Here is a 16755-nt window from a genome sequence, read left to right as displayed (position 1 = left end):
CTGTAGACGGTATCAGTCCTCGGCGTCCCCACTCTGCCGTCGACCTGTCAGTGTCCGGACGATCGTCGGAAGATAGGCCCCCACCACGATCATCACGAGGGTGCGCAGCACCTGTCCCACCGTCACCACCGCTGAACTTCCGGACTCGTGGGCGAACGCCAGGACCGCGTAGATCCCGCCCGGCACCGTGGCGAGGTAGGCGTCCAACCTGCTGATGTCGGTGACCTGGGCGATGACGAGCGCGGCGCCCACGGTGCCGGCGACCATGACCGTCACCGCGGTGAGAATGATGGGCAGGGCATGGGACAGCTGACGCAGTGCACCGATCGTCAGCGTGCCGCCGGCCTGGATGCCGATGATGCCGTAGGCCACGGTGAGCACCGCACCGTGCGGGGTGAGCCATTCAGCAGGGACCCCGGCCGCGGAGAAGACCCAGGTCACCGCTATCGGCACCAGCAGGTACGGGGCGGGGACGCTGAAGAATCGCCGCGTCAGACGGACGAAGGCCCAGGTCACCGCCCAGACTGCCGCCGCGCCCACCACGGGACGCAGGTCAGGTTCCCACCAGTCGGAGGAGCCGCCACCCACGCTGCCGGCGTCCTCCCCGCTGAGCAGGTGCACGAACAGCGGCAGGGTCAGCACCACCAGGGTGAGTCGCAGGTACTGCGTCAGCACCACGAAACGCACGTCAAGGTGCAGTTCCCGGGCCATGAGCGTCATCGCGCTGGCGCCGCCGGCCAGGGTGGAGATCATCGCGGAGACCGGGTCGGTGCGTCCGAACCGGGCCAGGACGAGTCCTGCGACGGTGCTGACCACGAGCATCACCAGAACCGACAGCGTCGTCGGCAGCAGGAAGCTGCGCACCGTCGGACCGTCGAGCTCCATCAGCGGGGTGGTGCACACCATCGAGATGAGCACCTGGGCGGGCTGCATCGTCGATGACGGCGGCGAGACCGTACGGTTGCGCAGCAGCGAGTAGAGGCCGAAGACGACGAGGAAGCCGAAGATCCAGGACGCGGGAATGCCTGCCGCGGTGCACCACCAGCCGACGAGGACCGCAACGACCGCGACCCCGACCAGTTCCGCTGTGTCGCGGAACCGACCGGGGTCGTGGCTCGCCGTAGGGCTGCCGGGGGTCACCTAGCGGGCGTTGGCGAGGAGACGCTGGATCTCCTTGATCTGCTTCTTCTCCTTGCGCTTGCCGTTGACCGACAGGGCGACGAGGAGAACGACTCCGGCGGCGACGCCACCGAGGATCAGCTGGACCTTCGGGTCAGACAGTGCGGACTGCACCTTGCCCTTGGCCTCGTCGGCGAGTGCGGACGGGGCGACCCGGGTGCTGAGCTGCTCGAGGGTGTCGGAGAGCTGGTCACGGGTGCGCTCAATGTCGCGCTGGATGGCGTCGGTGCTACGTGCCACGGAAGATCTCCTCGTGAGTGGAAAGGGAAGGGAAACGGTCGGTATCGATCCGCCATTGTACGGCGTCCTCCCCCACCTGCGCAGGTGAACCCCCGACGAAAGACGACGTACGTATGCTGGCCAGCATGACTGACATCCGGCTCGCCGTGGGTGACACGGCCCCAGACTTCACCCTCACCGACGACAAGGGCGGCTCCGTGAGCCTGTCCGACTTCCGCGGGAAGAAGGTCGTCGTCTACTTCTACCCCAAGGCGGACACCCCCGGTTGCACCACCGAGGCCTGCGACTTCCGTGACTCGTTGACCCAGCTCAACGACGCGAACATCGACGTGCTCGGCATCTCCCCCGACAAACCGGAGAAGCTCGCGACGTTCCGGGAGAACCACGACCTGACCTTCCCGCTGCTCTCCGACCCGCAGAAGGAGACGCTGGTGGCCTACGGCGCCTTCGGCGAGAAGAAGAACTACGGAAAGGTCGTGCAGGGTGTCATCCGCTCGACCTTCCTGGTCGACGAAGAGGGGAAGATCGCCCTGGCGAAGTACAACGTCAAGGCCACCGGGCACGTCGCCCGGATCATCAAGGACGTACTCTAGGCGGGATCCGGGGACGGGGCATCACACCGGACGCCTAGAAGTGGCGTCCCACATGCGCCTCCTCGCGTAACCGCTTCACCATGTGCGGGTAGTGCAGCTCGAAGGCAGGCCGCTCCGAACGGATCTTCGGCAGAGACTCGAAGTTGTGGGTCGGGGGCGGGCAGCTGGTCGCCCACTCCAGGGAGTTCCCGTAACCCCACGGATCATCCACGGTGACGACCTCGCCGAAGCGCCAGGAGCTGGCGACGTTCCAGATGAACGGGATCATCGACACTCCCAGGATCATGGCACCGATGGTGGAGACCTGGTTGAGCAGTGTGAACCCGTCCGAGTCAAGGTAGTCGGCGTAGCGACGCGGCATACCCATGTTGCCCAGCCAGTGCTGGATGAGGAACGTGGTGTGGAAGCCGATGAAGGTCAACCAGAAGTGGATCTTCCCCAGCTTCTCGTTGAGCATCCGCCCGGTCAGTTTCGGGAACCAGAAGTACACGCCGGCGAAGGCACCGAAGATCACGGTCGCGCTGACGGTGTAGTGGAAGTGCGCGACCACGAAGTACGTGTCCGACAGAGCGAAATCCAGGGCCGGGGACGCCAGCATGACACCGGTCAGACCACCGAACAGGAACGTGCAGAAGAAGCCGATGGCGAACATCATCGGGGTCTCGAAGGTGATCCGCCCCTTCCACATCGTGCCCAGCCAGTTGAAGAACTTCACTCCGGTCGGCACCGCGATGAGGAAGGTCATGAAGGAGAAGAACGGCAGCAGCACAGCACCGGTGACGAACATGTGGTGCGCCCACACGGCCAGGGACAGAGCGGCGATCGACAGGGTCGCGAAGACCAGGCCGACATAACCGAACATCGGCTTGCGGCTGAACACCGGGAAGATCTCGGAGACGATGCCGAAGAACGGCAGGGCCAGGACGTAGACCTCAGGGTGACCGAAGAACCAGAACAGGTGCTGCCACAGCACGCCGCCGCCGTTGGCCGGATCGTAGATGTGACCGCCGAGCAGCCGGTCATAGAGGACGCCGAGAGCCGCCGCGGTGAGCAACGGGAAGATCAGCAGCGACAGCAGCGCGGTGATGAAGATGTTCCAGGTGAAGATCGGTATGCGGAACATGGTCATGCCCGGTGCGCGGAGACACAGCGTGGTGGTGATCATGTTGATGGCCGAGGCGATGGTGCCGACACCGGTCATCCCCACGCCGACGATCCAGAGATTCGATCCGACACCGGGACTGTGGATGGCGTCCGCCAGCGGCATGTACATCGTCCAGCCGAAGTCGGCTGCGCCGCCCGGGGTGAGGAACCCGGAGATGACCATCAGACCGCCGAACAGCGTGATCCAGAAGCCGAAGGCGTTGAGCCGGGGGAAGGCCACATCGGGGGCACCGATCTGCAGCGGCAGAATGGCGTTGGCGAATCCCCAGACGATCGGGGTTCCGAACAGCAGCAGCATGAGCGTGCCGTGGATGGTGAACATCTGGTTGAACTGCTCATTGGACAGGTACTGCATGCCAGGGTGAAACAGCTCCACACGCATGAACAGGGCCATGAGTCCTGCGGCGAAGAAGAAGCAGAAGGACATCACGATGTACATGATCCCGAGCTTCTTGTGGTCGGTGGTGGTCAGCAGGTCCCAGGCGTGTCCACCCTTGGCGGAGCGTCCGCCGTGGGCGGGGGGACGCCCTGAATGAGCAACAGCGTGCCCGTCGGCGGTGGACCCACCGGGCACGGCGAGCGCACCCGTCGGCGATGACGGAGAGTCAGGTACAGCAGTCATGATGTCGGCCTCCCGGCAACAGTGAACGCGGGTCGTCGGGCCCGTGCCCCGGACACTCCGGGGTGATGCGTGCGAGGGTAGGACGAGCCGGACGACCTGTGAACCGACCGTTGACTGCAGATGGTGGCTGTGCATGACCGTCACGGATGGCATCAGAGCAGGACATACAGTGTCCGGAGACCCCGGCGGCACGGTCCGTCTGCGACCGCCTCTCTCCTTGTCACCTGACAGACCTGTCAGTAGTTTCGGGGTATGTACTCGACCAAGGGAGAGCGGATCCTGTCCACCGCGTCCCGGTTGTTCTACGCCGACGGCATCACCTCCGTCGGGGTCGACCGGATCTCCGAGGAGTCCGGCGTCTCCAAACCGACGCTCTACGCACAGTTCGGCACCAAGGCGGAGCTGGTCGCGGCGGTACTGCAACGGCGCAGGGACATCCGGCGGAAGAGCATCACCAGGGAGATCCTCGACCAGTCCCCCGGGCCGGACGGAAAGGTCCTCGCCCTGTTCGACCGGTTCCTGCGCAACTATGCGAGACCGGATTTCCGCGGTTGCCCGTTCACCGTCGCCGCCGCGGAACTGCCCGACCCGGGACACCCTGCCCGCGTGGCCATCGCCGGATACAAGACCTGGTTGCAGGACGCGCTGGCCAGGATGGCCCTTGACGACGGGATCGCCGGCTCCCCGGCCGAGGCGCAGAGCTACGCCGCACTCTTCGCCCTGCTCATCGACGGCGCCCATGCCGAGATGATCACCAGCGGTGACCGCCGTGCCATGCGCAGGGCCCGGGACATCGCGGCCGGCGTCATCGCAGATCTGACCGGGCCCCACCGGAACGCCCAGCACCGGACTGACCCCCACCGGACCAGGTAGCGGGACCGCCCTGTGCCGACCCTATGATGACCCGCTGCCGACCCGCTGCTGATCTTCTGCCGACTCTGTGCACCCGGGGAGACTTGAACTCCCACGTCCGTAGACACCAGGACCTAAACCTGGCGCGTCTGCCAATTCCGCCACGGGCGCATGCACGCTCTCACGTGCGCAGAGATCATCGTAGCAACGCCTGATCAAGGGTGTGGATCCGGCCCGGCGGACCCGGTGGCCGGGCAGACCGGAGAGCGTCACTGTGTCCCCTGTCACGCCGGTCCGCCGGGGTTTCGACCCCGTCCACACGCACGGGTACGGTGGAGTGCGTGTCCCGGGAAGCCCAGAAGAATCCTTTTCCGCTGCGTGTCCGCATCGTGCAGTGGAGCTTTCTCACCGCCGCGGTGATCGCCACACTGTGCCTGGCGTGGTGGCAGTGGGGGCGCTGGCACGACAGTGACGGCACCTTCCAGAACCTCGGCTACGCCCTGCAATGGCCGATCTTCGGCCTCTTCTTCATCGTGTGTTACCGCAAATACATGGAGTACGAGCGTGACCGCGCCAACGGCGACGAAGCCCCCGCCGTCACCAAGCCGACCTCCCCGGACGAGATCACCGAGCTGTCCACGGACGTCCTGCCGCAGCGCCAATCCCACCAGCGCTCCGAGGACGCCGCCGACGTCTTCACCGACGACCGCCGACGCCGTGCCCGCGAAGCACGCGAAGCACGCGAGGCCCGTGACTCCGGCACCACCTCCACCGACGAGAACAGGATCTCCTGAACAGCATGTCCTCCCCTGCCAACCCCACGCAGAAGTCCGCCGCACCGGCCGTCGCCGCCACCCCCGAGCGCAAGCGTCGGGTCCAAGGTGCACTGACCCGCTACTCCGTCATGGCCTACATCACCGGTGTCATGCTGCTGTGGCTCTGTGTCGACATGATCCTGCAGTACATCGTCTTCAATATCGCGGACATCGACACGCCCAGCTGGTTCAAGTTCGTCGCCATCGCCCACGGCTGGATCTTCATGGTCTACTGCGTGACCTGCCTCGACCTGGGTGTCAAGGCCCGGTGGGCGCCGGGCAAGTGGGTCACCACGATCCTCGCCGGCGTCATCCCGGTGCTCTCCTTCGTGCTGGAGCGCCGTCGCCGCGACGAAGTCCGCGAAACCTTCGACCTCTGACGCAGGTTCACCGCGTCACCGCTCGTCCCTGGGTCGGGCGGGTGTCTGGCAGAGCATGGCTGAGCATGGCAGAGCATGACGGAGCTCAGTCAACCTTGCCGGCGGCACCCGCCGGCTTCGAAGCCCCCGACGGCTCCCCCGCCCAGTCCGCCGCCGCCCAGTCGTCGTCCGGCAGACCGGTCGGGCGCCACTGGTGGCCCAGGCACGCCAGCACCGCCACCGCCGCGGACTCCGTCGTCACCGGCAGGGACGCCAGGTCCGGCAGGAACCCCGGATTGTGGTTCGAGGGGATGTCGATGTCGAGGCGACCCGCCGCCTCCGCCCGGGCCCACTGCCGACGCGGTGTGATCCCCACCGTCCAGAACAGGTAGGGACAGCCGAAGGCGGTGGGGATGACCGGGAAGTCCTCGGACGCCGTCCACGGCTCCATGTCCTGCGAATCCGCACCGAAGTGCGCGTCGAAGTGCGGACGCACCACCTCGAAGACCCCGGCGTCATTGTCGGTCGCGGCGAGCAGGCCGACGAAGCGGAACTCCGGCTCGCGTTCACAACCGGCCGCCACCGCCTCGGCGCGCACGATGCGTTTGATGGACTCCACCGCCTTCAGCCGCCACCGCTCCGAGTAGAACCGGCAGCTCAGCGCGATCTTCGCCGAATCGGGGATGACGTTGTTCGCCTTGCCGGCCTCTATCGAGGCGACGGTGACCACACCGAACTCCCCCGGCGGCAGTTCGCGGGAGACGATGGTCTGCAGCTTCATCACCACCGCCGCGGTGAGCACCACCGGGTCCACACCCCGGTGCGGCATCGAGGCGTGCGCACCTCGTCCGAACAGGGTGATTTCGATGGTGGTGGAGCTCGTCGTCATCGGCCCCGGCGAGCAGTACACCGTCCCGGACGGACCGGGTAGCACATGCTGGTCCAGGCACACATCGGGCCGGGGTACCACATCACACAGACCGTCGGTGACCATGCCGTGGGCGCCGATAGCGGCCTCCTCGGCCGGCTGGAAGACCATGATGACCGTGCCGGACCAGTCCGACCGGGTGGCGTCCAGCACCGCCATGGCACCGAGCGCGGTGGCGGTGTGCGCGTCGTGGCCGCAGGCGTGCATCGTCGGCACCTGCTGGCCGTGCGCGTTGAGCTGCGAATGGGTCGAGGCGTAGGGCACGTCGGTGGCCTCGGCGACGGGCAGTCCGTCGAAGTCTGCCCGGTAGAGCACCGTCGGTCCCTCGCCGTTGCGCAGCACGGCGGTGATGCCGTAGCCGCCGATATTGGTGGTGACCTCCCAGTCCGGGAAGCGGTGCAACTCGGCGTGGATCCGGGCGGCGGTCTCCCGCTCCGCACCGGAGAGCTCCGGGTACCGGTGCAGGTCCTTGTAGAGGTCCACCTGCCAGCTCAGGTCGACGGGGCCGGCGGCTCCCACGGCGTCACTGACGATCTGGGACGGACTACCGGACACACTCACGGCGTCACCGGTTCCTCTCTGACTGGGGGAAGGGGTTTCAGTTCCCTACTGTAGCCAGCACCCGCAGCATCGGCACCAGCTGAGCCAGTGCGCGACCACGGTGGGACAGGGCGTCCTTCTCCTCCGGGGACAACTCGGCGCTGGATCTACCGGGGGCCTCCTCCGGTTCGAACAGTGGGTCGTAGCCGAACCCGTTCTCCCCCTTCGGGCCGCGCAGCAGGGTTCCACGCCAGGTCCCGCGCACGGTCGTCTCGGCGTCCTTCCCGAGGGAGGACGCCATCTCCGCCGGCAGGGCGAGCGCGCACGCCGAGACGAAGCCTGCACCACGCCGGTCATCGGGGACGTCGGAGGTCTGGGCGAGCAGCAGGGCGTTGTTCGCCTCATCGTCACCGTGGCTGCCGGACCAGCGCGCCGAGAGGACGCCGGGCATGCCGTTGAGGGCGTCCACCGTGATGCCGGAGTCGTCGGCGACAGTGGGCAACCCGGCGTAGCGGACGCCGTCGCGTGCCTTGATCAGCGCATTGTCCTCGAAGGTCGCGCCGGTTTCCGGGGTCTCGGGGTACTCGTCGATATCACGCAGGGTGAGCAGTTCGATGCCCTCGATGCCGGCGGCGGCGAGGACGCGCTCGAGCTCACCGAGCTTCTTGGTGTTACGGGACGCCACCAGAACCTGGACGGCCATCTAATTCCACTCCCCCAGGGTGACGGCCTCGCCCAGCTCGGCGTCGAGGGCGGCGCGCTGCAGGTCGACGAGGTCGTAGAGACCGCCCTCAGCGAGGTCGAGCAGCTCGTTGAGCTCGCCACGGCTGAACTCGGCGTGCTCACCGGTGCCCTGGATCTCGACGAACTTTCCCTCGGCGGTCATGACGACGTTCATGTCGACGTCCGCCCGACTGTCCTCCGGATACGGCAGGTCGAGGCAGGGCACACCGTCGATGACGCCGACGGACACGGCGGCCACCGGGTCGAGCAGCGGCTCACCGGGGACCACGCCACGCTGCCGGAGCACGGCCAGCGCATCAGCCAGGGCGACGTAGGCGCCGGTGATCGAGGCGGTGCGGGTACCGCCGTCGGCCTGGAGGACGTCACAGTCGATGTTGACCGTGTTCTCGCCGAGGGCCCGCAGATCCACGGCGGCGCGCAGGGAGCGGCCGATGAGGCGGGAGATCTCGTGGGTACGGCCCTTGACCTTGCCCTTGAGCGCCTCACGCGGCATGCGCTCGGCGGTGGCGGAGGGGAGCATGGCGTACTCGGCGGTGAGCCAGCCTTCGCCGGAGTCACGCTTGAACCGCGGCACGCCCTCGGAGACGCTGGCGGTGCACATCACGCGGGTGTTCCCGAACTCGACCAGCACGGAACCGGCGGGGTTGGTGGTGAAACCACGGGTGATACGGACCGGACGCAGTTCATTGACGGCGCGCCCGTCGAAGCGGGTGTAATCGGAGGAAGTCATGCCGGACAGCCTACCGGCCGGGAAGTCCCCGTCCTTACCGCCCCGGCGTGACCACCATGTCGGGCACCGCGACATCCACCGGCCCGTCGTAGAAGCGCCGTGCCCCGCGCAGTGCCCCCTCTACATCACCCCAGGGCGGAATGTGGGTGAGCACCAGGCGTCCCACCCCTGCCTCTGCGGCGGCCTGGCCGACCTCCTCGCCGGACAGGTGCATCTGCGGCGGGTTGTTGCCGTTGTCGCGCTCCCCCCAGGTCGCCTCGCACAGCAGCACATCAGCACCGGCGGCGAGGGCAGCGAGATGCGGGGTGGCGGCCGTGTCCCCGGAGTAGACGAGTGAGGAACCGTCGGCGTCCTCGATACGCATGAGGTACGACTCGGTCGGGTGCACAGCGGGGGCGGCGTAGAGCCGGGCGTCGCCGATGCGGTGCTCGGTGTAGGCCGGATCGGGGAACGCGACCGGTCCCTCGGTCGGTGCACCCCAGGTGACCATGTCGAAGATGTCGGAGAAGTCGTCGACGTCCTCGAGCCTGTCGGCGGACGCCCGGCCCAGGTGCACCGGGGCGATCGACGGTCCGAGGAGCGTGTGCCTGCGTGTCGCGGCGTCCGTCGGATGGTAGCGCTGCCACACGGCCAGTGACGGGAAGTCGAGGCAGTGGTCCGGGTGCAGGTGGGAGAACACCATGTGGACGTCACCGGGACGGTCGTGCGCCTGCAGGCGGGCGAGGACGCCGGGACCGATGTCCATGAGGATGCGCTGTCCGTCGGACATACGCAGCAGATAACCCGACGCGGCATTGTCGGGCGATGCGAGGCTGCCGGAACATCCCAGAATCGTCATCTCCATGACACGCATTGTCCCACAGGTCGACATCCGGGCGGTGGCCGGACTTACCGTAGGCTCACGTCCACGTCCGCCGGGGTGCTCACCGCAGGATCTCCGGGATCTGACTCACGCTGGTGACCTGCGGCCCCAGGAACCGGCTGGCGAGATGTGCGAACCGCTGCGGGTCACCGGTGGACTCGAAGGTGTGCACCGGCTGGTCACCTTCACTGCGGTCGGCGAGGATCCCGCCCTCGTTGAGCGTGCGGTAGACGGTCTTCATCGTCTCCTCCGCGGAGTTCACCAGGGTCACGTCATCCCCCATCACCAGCTGGAGGACGCCGGTGAGCAGCGGGTAATGGGTGCAGCCGAGGACGAGGGTGTCCACACCCTCGTCCTTCAACGGTTCCAGGTACGCCTCGGCGAGCCCGAGGATCTGGCGTCCGGTGGTGATACCGCGCTCGACGAACGGGACGAACTGGGGACAGGCCTGCGCGAAGACCTCGACGTTCGGGTTGGCGCGGAAGAGGTCCTGGTAGGCACCCGAGGTGATGGTGCCGTGCGTGCCGATGACGCCGACCCGGCCGTTGCGGGTGACGGACACGGCCCGTCGCACCGCCGGCAGGATCACCTCGATGATCGGGACCGGGTAGCGCTCGCGGGCGTCACGCAGGAAGGCGGCGGACGCGGTGTTGCAGGCCACGACTATCATCTTGCAGCCGCGGTCGACGAGGTCGTCGGCGATGGAGGTGGCGAGCTCACGGACGACGGCCAGGGGCTTGTCACCGTATGGTGAGTTGGCGGTGTCGCCGATGTAGATCATCGACTCCTCCGGCAGCTGGTCGACAATCGCGCGGGCGACGGTGAGTCCGCCGACACCGGAGTCGAAGACGCCGATGGGGGAATTGTCGAAACCTGCTTCTGCCGTGCCTGCCATGCCTGCGGTGTCTCCTGCCATGGCGTCCGATCCTAGTCGGATCTCCCCGGCACCCCGCCCCGGATGTCCGGAAGTAGTGGCGGGAGGTTGCTCAGCCCGCGCGGAACCGGCTCTTCGGCACTACTTCCGGAAAGCCGGGCCAGAAGAGGCCTGCCGCCCGGTGAGGAATGCTGCGACACCGCCGCCGACCGCGCCGAAGAGGTGGCCCTGCCAGCTCACACCGGGATCACCGGGGAACAGGCCCCAGAACAGGCCGGCGTAGACCAGTGCGACGACCACGCCGAGAGCCATCTGCCCGAAGGACTTCACGAAGAAGCCGCGCAGTACCAGGAAGGCGACCCAGCCGTAGATGAGGATCGATGCACCGACATGCACCGTGTTCTCCGGGCCGGTGAGCCAGATCCCCACACCGCCGATGATCACCGTGCACACCGAGGAGCCCCACACGGCCTTCTGCCCGGACAGGGCGATGAGGAAGAGCAGTACAGCACATGCCGGGGTGTTCGCCAGGAGGTGGTTGACGTCCACGTGGAGGAACGGGGCGATGAAGATCCCCCGTAGCCCCTCCAGCTCCCGGGGTTCGACGCCGTAGCCGGTGAGCCGGTAGTTCGACAGGGCGTTGACCGCCATCAGCACCCAGATGAGGACCAGGAAGGACCCGGAGGTGATCAGGGCCCTACCGGTGCGGCTGCGGCGGAAGGTCGACGGCGACTTCCCACCGGTGGTGGCGGGCACACCGGGGGACGCAGGTGTGGTCACGACATCAGTTCCGTCCACGAGGGTACGTCGTACATCGAGGACGCCGCGAGCACCGCATGCACCACGGCGCGCTCCGCACAGTCGGCGGCGACCGTGGCGAGCAGGGCGAGTTCCTCACCGGGGACACCGGCACCGGTCTCTCCCCCACCGCCGGTGGACAGTGCGAAGAAGGTGTCGCCGTCCATCGGCAGGTGGGAGGGACGCACCGCCCGGGCCAGCCCGTCATGGGCGGCCATGGCGAGCCGTTCTGCCTGGGCCTTGGTGACCGGGGAGTCCGTGGCGACGACGCCGATCACGGTGTTCAGCGGAGACCCGTCGGATGCAACGGATGCAGCGGACGCATCCGGTGGCGGCAGTTTCGTCCCGCCGAGCCCTCGGGCGAGCAGTGCCGCCAGACCACCGTCGTCCGGGTCAGGGAGCCCGCCCCAGTAGCGGTCGAACTCTCCGACACCGTCGTGATCGAGCTCGGCGCCGAGGCCCCAGGGCCAGCCGGTCAAAGGATCCACGACCGAGCCGACCGGGTTGGCGACCAGGCCGACGGCGACCGTCTCCCCGGTGGGCAGGACCGCACTGGCCTGGCCGAAGCCGCCTTTGAGGGCACCGGCGGTGGCGGCACGTCCGGCACCGACACAGCCGTTGACCGACGGGCCGGTCACCCCGGGCAGTTCGTCGAGTGTGTCGAGCGCATTCACCAGCGCCTCGCGTCCGCAGTCGGCGTCCGGCCGCTCCGCCGGTGAGCCGACGGGCAGGTCGAAGATCACGGCGGCCGGGACGATGGGCACGATCGGGCCGTCCGGCACGGCGTCCCCGAAAACGGGGAATCCGATACCGCGCTCCTCGAGCCCGGACATGACTCCGCCCGCGGCGTCCAACCCGAAGGCGGAGCCACCGCACAGGGCGACGGCGTGGACCGCCTGCATGGAGTTCGAGGGCCTGAGCAGGTCGGTCTCACGGGCCCCCGGGCCGCCGCCACGGACGTCCACCGCACCGACAGCACCGGAGGGGCAGGTGACCACGGTGACGCCGGAGGAGACCGGCGTGCCGGCGTCATCACGGGCCGGGGCATGGCCGACGGCGATGCCGGGGACGTCCGCCAGGCCGTTGACCCGGCCGGGGACCGCACCGAAGGAGGACGACATGGCTGCCACGGCGTCTATCCCTCGTCGAATCCGTCGGGCACGTCGAGCTCGCCCATCATGGCGCTGAGCAGCGTGTCCTGGTGGTAGCCGAGCCAGTCGAGGTAGTTCGCGGCGGTCTCGGCTTCCTGGGAGGATTCCCCGTGCTCCACGCGGTACACGTCGAGCTGGGCGGAGTGGTACGTGCGGATGTCTGCCACCGCATTGAGCCACGGCCCGGCCTGGTCGGTACCGATGCTGATGTTCACCGACCCGTCGGGGCCGAGGGCGTCGATGAGGATCCGGAGATTGATCAGCTTCGCCTTAATGATGTCGGTCTCGGTGAACTGCCGGGTGACGGACGCCTCCCCCTCGACCTCCTCCGCCCCGTCGCGGAAGAAGGAGGGCAGCAGACGGGCCAGGGCCGGGTCCTCCGGCGCGTCCGTGTGACCGGAGGGCAGGCCGGTCATCTCGGCGAGCTCGTCTTTCGGGGCTGACCGGGCGCGGCCCATGAGGGCGTCGGAGACCGTCACGGCGGAATCGCCGAGCATCTCACGCTCCAGGGGTTCGAGACGCGTCTGGTAGCGGGTACCGCGGACCAGACCCTTCTTCTTCGTCCAGGGGATCACGGGATCATCCTTCGCTGCGCTGCATGGTGGCCCACAGGCCGGCGGTCTGAAGCTTCTTCACGTCCGCCTCCACCTTGTCACGGTCCCCGGAGCTCACGATGGCCTTGCCTTCGGTGTGCACCTCCATCATCAGTGCGGTGGCACGTTTGCGGGAGTAGCCGAGCACGGTCTGGAAGACGTAGGTGACGTAGCTCATGAGGTTGACCGGATCGTCCCAGCAGATACACAGCCAGGGCAGGTCGGCCTCGGTGAGTGTGTCCGGCAGTTGCTCTGCCACAGGTGTGGCAGCCGGGGCGGCAGGAGAAGTCATGTCACCCAGACTACCGGTGGTCACCGACGCGGCAACGGGACATCACTACTATGTGACAGTGTGACCGCATCCACCACGCCTTCCGGTACCGCCTCCACGGCCCTGTTCACCGACATGTACGAACTGACGATGCTGCAGGCCGCGCTGGCCGACGGCACCGCCGACCGTCGGTGTGCCTTCGAGGTCTTCACCCGCCGCCTGCCGAATGAACGACGCTACGGCGTCGTCGCCGGCACCGCCCGGGTCATCGAGGCCGTGAAGAACTTCCGCTTCACCACCGAACAGCTCGACGGGCTGCCCTTCCTCGACGAACGCACCCGCAGTTACCTGGAGAACTACCGATTCTCCGGGCAGATCGACGGCTACCGCGAAGGCGAGCTCTACTTCCCCAACTCCCCCATTCTCACCGTGCGCGGCACCTTCGCCGAATGCGTCGTGCTGGAGACCGTGGTCCTGTCGATCCTCAACTTCGACTCAGCCGTCGCCTCCGCCGCGGCCCGTATGGTCACCGCCGCCGAGGGGCGTCCGATCATCGAGATGGGCTCGCGTCGTACCCATGAGGACGCCGCGGTCTCCGCCGCACGCGCCGCCTATCTCGCGGGCTTCACCTCGACCTCTAACCTGGAGGCCGCCGCGCGCTACGGCGTCCCGGTGGGTGGCACCAGCGCCCACGCCTGGACGCTGCTGCACACGGACGCCGACGGGCAGCCCGACGAGAAGGCCGCCTTCCGGGCGCAGATCGAGTCCCAGGGGGTGGGCACCACCCTGCTGGTGGACACCTACGACATCCGCCAGGGTGTCGCCAACGCCGTCGAGGTCGCCGGTACAGGACTCGGCGCGGTGCGTATCGACTCCGGTGACCTGGGTGTGCTCGCCCGTCAGGTCCGGGACCAGCTGGACTCCCTCGGTGCCTACGACACGAAGATCTGCGTCTCCTCCGACCTCGACGAGTTCGCCATCGCCTCGCTACGCAGTGAGCCGGTGGACACCTACGGTGCCGGCACCTCCGTGGTGACCGGCTCCGGCGCCCCGACCGCCGGACTGGTCTACAAGCTGGTCGAGGTCGACGGCACCCACGTCCACAAGCGCAGCCGCGGCAAGGCCAGCCACGGTGGGGCGAAGCAGGCGCTGCGTGCCTGCCGGTCCACCGGCACCGCCGTGGAGGAGGTCGCCTGGTCCATCGCCGCCGACGCCCCGGACCTCGGCGGCGTCCTCAACACGGTGCAGCTCACCGTGCCGCTGATCCGCGACGGTGCGCCGGTCGCCGACCTGCCGACCCTCGACGAGTCGCGGGAGCACCTGGCCACCCAGCTGGTGTCCCTGCCGTGGGAGGGCCTGGCCCTGTCCCGCGACGAACCGGCTTTGTCAGTGCGTTTCGTCGGCCTGTGAGCGACACCCCCGCCGACTCCGGCACGCCGTCCCCGCTCGACCTGCTGGACCACACCGTCGAGACCCTCGGTGGTACCCGACGCGACGGGCAGCGCACCATGGCCGCCGCCGTCGCCGATGCGATCGCCGAGGAACGCCACCTGGCCGTCCAGGCCGGTACCGGTACCGGTAAGTCCATGGCCTACCTGGTGCCGTCGCTGGCCCACGCGGTCGAGACCGGACGTCGCGTCGTCGTGTCCACCGCCACCATTGCCCTGCAGCGTCAGCTGGTGAACCGGGACCTGCCGCGGGTGGTGGACGCCCTCGCCCCGAAACTGGGGCGGCGTCCGACCTTCGCGATCCTCAAGGGCCGTAACAACTACCTCTGCCTGCATCGCACCGGTGGTGGCTCCCCCTCCTCGGAGAACGGGGAGGATTCCCTGCTCGACGAGGCGGAGCTGACCCGGACCGGCGCCCAGGTCACCCGACTGCGTGACTGGGCCCAGGAGATCCTGGAGACCGGAGAGGGCACCGGCGACCGTGATTCCCTGCCCCGCGGTGTCTCCGACCAGGCGTGGCGTCAGGTCAGTGTGACCAGCCGGGAGTGTGTCGGGGCGACCCGCTGTCCCTTCGGCGAGCAGTGCTTCGCCGAAGCCGCCCGTGCCGAGGCCGCCGAGGCCGATGTGGTGGTCACCAACCACGCCCTGCTGGCGATCGACGCGATGGCGGACAGTTCCGTGCTGCCGATGCACGATGTGGCGGTCATCGACGAGGCCCACGAACTCGAGGCCCGGATCACCTCGGTGGCGACCGCCGAACTCACCGCCGCGTCCCTGGCCATCCTCGCCAAGCGCTGCGCCAAGGTCGGTCCCGACGGCTGCTCGGACGCCCTGCAGGAGGCCGCGGACACCTGGACCGCCGAGGTCGAGGCCTCGGTCACCGCCGGTACCGCCCCGGAGGGGCGCTGGCTGCAGGTACCGGTCCAGCTGCAGGAACCGCTCATCGCCCTGCGTGACGCCCTGTGGGGGCTGCGCTCGAAGCTGCAGGGTACAAAAGGCACCGTGCCGACCGGCGCCGAGAGTGCGAAGGATGCCGAGAAGGCCGCCGAACTGCACCACTGCGTCTCCTCCTGCGAGGAACTGCATGACACGGTCGTGCGGATCCTCGACGAGGGAGGCTCCGACGATGACAGCATCTTCGGCGAGGACGTCGTCTGGCTCGGCGGTGACCGCTCGCGGCGCGCGGTGCGGGTTGCCCCGCTGAGTGTCGCCGACCTGCTGCGCACCCGGTTGTTCGGGGACTCCACCGTGGTCCTCACCTCCGCGACACTTGCCCTGGGCGGCCGGTTCACCGCGATGCTGGCGTCCTGGGGACTGTCCGCGTCGAAGTGCACCACCCTGGATGTCGGCACCCCCTTCGACGCCGGCACCCACGGGATCCTCTACATGGCCCGCCACCTCGATCCGCCGGGCCGGGATGCCGCGTCGCCGACGACGATGGACGAACTGGCCCAGCTCATCAACGCCGCCGGCGGTCGCACCCTCGGATTGTTCTCCTCCCGGCGAGCCGCCGAGGCCGCCGCCGCGGAGATGCGCACCCTGGTGCCCTACGACATCATGCTGCAGGGTGAGGACACCCTCGGCACCCTCATCGACCGCTTCCGGGCGGAGCCGGAGACGTGCCTGTTCGGCACCCTCAGCCTGTGGCAGGGTGTGGATGTGCCGGGCCCGTCGCTGTCGCTGGTGGTGATGGACCGGATCCCCTTCCCCCGTCCGGATGACCCGCTGATGCAGGCCCGGAAGGAGGCCGCCGACAAGGCGGGACGCAACGGGTTCATGGAGGTCTCCGCCACCCACGCCGCCCTGCTCATGGCGCAGGGCGCGGGCCGACTGCTGCGAAGTGTCGATGACCGTGGCGTGGTCGCCGTCCTTGACTCACGGATCGCGACAAAACGCTACGGGTCCTTCTTCCGCTCCTCGATGCCACCGTTCTGGACCACCACCGACGGGGGTAAGGTCCGCGGCGCACTACGCCGCCTGCGCGGATGAGCT

18 protein-coding genes and 1 tRNA gene are annotated in these 16755 nt (G+C 68.1%); 6 read left to right on the top strand and 13 right to left on the bottom strand.

Annotated elements, in window-relative coordinates:
* Window positions 1-12: 12 nt before the first annotated feature.
* Both ACZ9GM_RS01265 and ACZ9GM_RS01260 read right to left on the bottom strand, forming a co-directional pair.
* Complete coding sequence (locus tag ACZ9GM_RS01265) at window positions 13-1140, bottom strand: AbrB family transcriptional regulator (protein WP_291474217.1); 1128 nt, start codon at window positions 1138-1140, stop codon at window positions 13-15.
* The gene (locus tag ACZ9GM_RS01260) at window positions 1141-1419 is read right to left on the bottom strand and encodes a DUF3618 domain-containing protein (protein WP_014009284.1); all 279 of its coding nucleotides are present in this window, start codon (window positions 1417-1419) and stop codon (window positions 1141-1143) included. It lies immediately after the preceding gene.
* Between the two features lie 125 nt (window positions 1420-1544).
* Here ACZ9GM_RS01260 and bcp point away from each other — a divergent pair, with 125 nt between their 5' ends.
* The gene (bcp, locus tag ACZ9GM_RS01255; protein WP_476037064.1) at window positions 1545-2012 is read left to right on the top strand and encodes a thioredoxin-dependent thiol peroxidase; all 468 of its coding nucleotides are present in this window, start codon (window positions 1545-1547) and stop codon (window positions 2010-2012) included.
* Window positions 2013-2046: 34 nt separating this feature from the next.
* Here the strand turns inward: bcp and ctaD are convergent, their stop codons facing one another.
* The gene (gene ctaD / locus ACZ9GM_RS01250) at window positions 2047-3798 is read right to left on the bottom strand and encodes an aa3-type cytochrome oxidase subunit I (RefSeq protein WP_476037063.1); all 1752 of its coding nucleotides are present in this window, start codon (window positions 3796-3798) and stop codon (window positions 2047-2049) included.
* Window positions 3799-4050: 252 nt separating this feature from the next.
* On the opposite strand from ctaD, the gene ACZ9GM_RS01245 reads away from it, so the two are divergent.
* Window positions 4051-4671, top strand: coding sequence for a TetR/AcrR family transcriptional regulator (locus ACZ9GM_RS01245; RefSeq protein ID WP_476037062.1), 621 nt, complete (start codon window positions 4051-4053; stop codon window positions 4669-4671).
* 68 nt (window positions 4672-4739) lie between these two features.
* On the opposite strand, the gene ACZ9GM_RS01240 is transcribed toward ACZ9GM_RS01245, so the two are convergent.
* A tRNA-Leu gene (locus ACZ9GM_RS01240) sits at window positions 4740-4821 on the bottom strand.
* A gap of 170 nt (window positions 4822-4991) precedes the next feature.
* Between ACZ9GM_RS01240 and ACZ9GM_RS01235 the strand changes: the two genes are divergently transcribed.
* Window positions 4992-5444, top strand: a complete 453-nt coding sequence (locus ACZ9GM_RS01235; protein WP_291475748.1) for a hypothetical protein — start codon at window positions 4992-4994, stop codon at window positions 5442-5444.
* Between the two features lie 5 nt (window positions 5445-5449).
* Window positions 5450-5845, top strand: a complete 396-nt coding sequence (locus ACZ9GM_RS01230) for a DUF3817 domain-containing protein (RefSeq protein WP_291475749.1) — start codon at window positions 5450-5452, stop codon at window positions 5843-5845.
* A gap of 85 nt (window positions 5846-5930) precedes the next feature.
* On the opposite strand, the gene ACZ9GM_RS01225 is transcribed toward ACZ9GM_RS01230, so the two are convergent.
* The 9 genes from ACZ9GM_RS01225 to clpS form a co-directional block, all read right to left on the bottom strand.
* Window positions 5931-7313 carry an amidohydrolase gene (locus ACZ9GM_RS01225; RefSeq protein WP_291475751.1) on the bottom strand — a complete coding sequence of 461 codons (1383 nt, stop codon included), beginning with the start codon at window positions 7311-7313 and terminating at the stop codon, window positions 5931-5933.
* Between the two features lie 37 nt (window positions 7314-7350).
* Window positions 7351-7995: a non-canonical purine NTP pyrophosphatase gene (locus tag ACZ9GM_RS01220; RefSeq protein WP_291475753.1), complete on the bottom strand. Its 645-nt coding sequence runs from the start codon at window positions 7993-7995 to the stop codon at window positions 7351-7353.
* Window positions 7996-8766: a ribonuclease PH gene (gene rph / locus ACZ9GM_RS01215; protein WP_291475754.1), complete on the bottom strand. Its 771-nt coding sequence runs from the start codon at window positions 8764-8766 to the stop codon at window positions 7996-7998.
* Window positions 8767-8800: 34 nt separating this feature from the next.
* Window positions 8801-9610 (bottom strand): MBL fold metallo-hydrolase, encoded by an 810-nt coding sequence (locus ACZ9GM_RS01210; protein ID WP_476037061.1) that lies wholly within the window; start codon window positions 9608-9610, stop codon window positions 8801-8803.
* Between the two features lie 79 nt (window positions 9611-9689).
* Window positions 9690-10544 (bottom strand): glutamate racemase, encoded by an 855-nt coding sequence (murI, locus tag ACZ9GM_RS01205; protein WP_476037060.1) that lies wholly within the window; start codon window positions 10542-10544, stop codon window positions 9690-9692.
* Window positions 10545-10643: 99 nt separating this feature from the next.
* Window positions 10644-11282 (bottom strand): rhomboid family intramembrane serine protease, encoded by a 639-nt coding sequence (locus tag ACZ9GM_RS01200; RefSeq protein WP_476037059.1) that lies wholly within the window; start codon window positions 11280-11282, stop codon window positions 10644-10646.
* A complete protein-coding gene (locus ACZ9GM_RS01195) occupies window positions 11279-12421 on the bottom strand; it encodes a P1 family peptidase (RefSeq protein WP_476038300.1) in 1143 nt (380 codons plus the stop codon). Before ACZ9GM_RS01195 ends, ACZ9GM_RS01200 begins: the two co-directional genes overlap by 4 nt.
* A 14-nt stretch (window positions 12422-12435) precedes the next feature.
* Window positions 12436-13026: a DUF2017 domain-containing protein gene (locus tag ACZ9GM_RS01190; RefSeq protein WP_476037058.1), complete on the bottom strand. Its 591-nt coding sequence runs from the start codon at window positions 13024-13026 to the stop codon at window positions 12436-12438.
* Between the two features lie 4 nt (window positions 13027-13030).
* Entirely contained in the window at window positions 13031-13336 is a 306-nt protein-coding gene (gene clpS / locus ACZ9GM_RS01185; RefSeq protein WP_014009270.1) for an ATP-dependent Clp protease adapter ClpS, read from the bottom strand.
* A gap of 60 nt (window positions 13337-13396) precedes the next feature.
* Between clpS and ACZ9GM_RS01180 the strand changes: the two genes are divergently transcribed.
* Together ACZ9GM_RS01180 and ACZ9GM_RS01175 are read left to right on the top strand one after the other, a co-directional pair.
* The gene (locus ACZ9GM_RS01180; protein WP_476037057.1) at window positions 13397-14725 is read left to right on the top strand and encodes a nicotinate phosphoribosyltransferase; all 1329 of its coding nucleotides are present in this window, start codon (window positions 13397-13399) and stop codon (window positions 14723-14725) included.
* On the top strand, window positions 14722-16752 hold the full coding sequence (locus ACZ9GM_RS01175; protein ID WP_476037056.1) for an ATP-dependent DNA helicase: 2031 nt from the start codon (window positions 14722-14724) through the stop codon (window positions 16750-16752). Before ACZ9GM_RS01180 ends, ACZ9GM_RS01175 begins: the two co-directional genes overlap by 4 nt.
* Window positions 16753-16755: the final 3 nt, after the last annotated feature.

Source organism: Corynebacterium sp. UD i78, from assembly GCF_056280545.1.
This window is presented reverse-complemented; position numbering and strand designations above follow the sequence as displayed.

Excerpts from the sequence above, each read along its gene's own strand:
- bcp (WP_476037064.1), top strand. The coding sequence starts at position 1,545 with ATGACTGACATCCGGCTCGCCGTGGGTGACACGGCCCCAGACTTCACC.
- ctaD (WP_476037063.1), bottom strand. The coding sequence starts at position 3,798 with ATGACTGCTGTACCTGACTCTCCGTCATCGCCGACGGGTGCGCTCGCC.
- ACZ9GM_RS01245 (WP_476037062.1), top strand. The coding sequence starts at position 4,051 with ATGTACTCGACCAAGGGAGAGCGGATCCTGTCCACCGCGTCCCGGTTG.
- ACZ9GM_RS01230 (WP_291475749.1), top strand. The coding sequence starts at position 5,450 with ATGTCCTCCCCTGCCAACCCCACGCAGAAGTCCGCCGCACCGGCCGTC.
- ACZ9GM_RS01220 (WP_291475753.1), bottom strand. The coding sequence starts at position 7,995 with ATGGCCGTCCAGGTTCTGGTGGCGTCCCGTAACACCAAGAAGCTCGGT.
- rph (WP_291475754.1), bottom strand. The coding sequence starts at position 8,766 with ATGACTTCCTCCGATTACACCCGCTTCGACGGGCGCGCCGTCAATGAA.
- ACZ9GM_RS01210 (WP_476037061.1), bottom strand. The coding sequence starts at position 9,610 with ATGGAGATGACGATTCTGGGATGTTCCGGCAGCCTCGCATCGCCCGAC.
- murI (WP_476037060.1), bottom strand. The coding sequence starts at position 10,544 with ATGGCAGGAGACACCGCAGGCATGGCAGGCACGGCAGAAGCAGGTTTC.
- ACZ9GM_RS01195 (WP_476038300.1), bottom strand. The coding sequence starts at position 12,421 with ATGTCGTCCTCCTTCGGTGCGGTCCCCGGCCGGGTCAACGGCCTGGCG.
- clpS (WP_014009270.1), bottom strand. The coding sequence starts at position 13,336 with ATGACTTCTCCTGCCGCCCCGGCTGCCACACCTGTGGCAGAGCAACTG.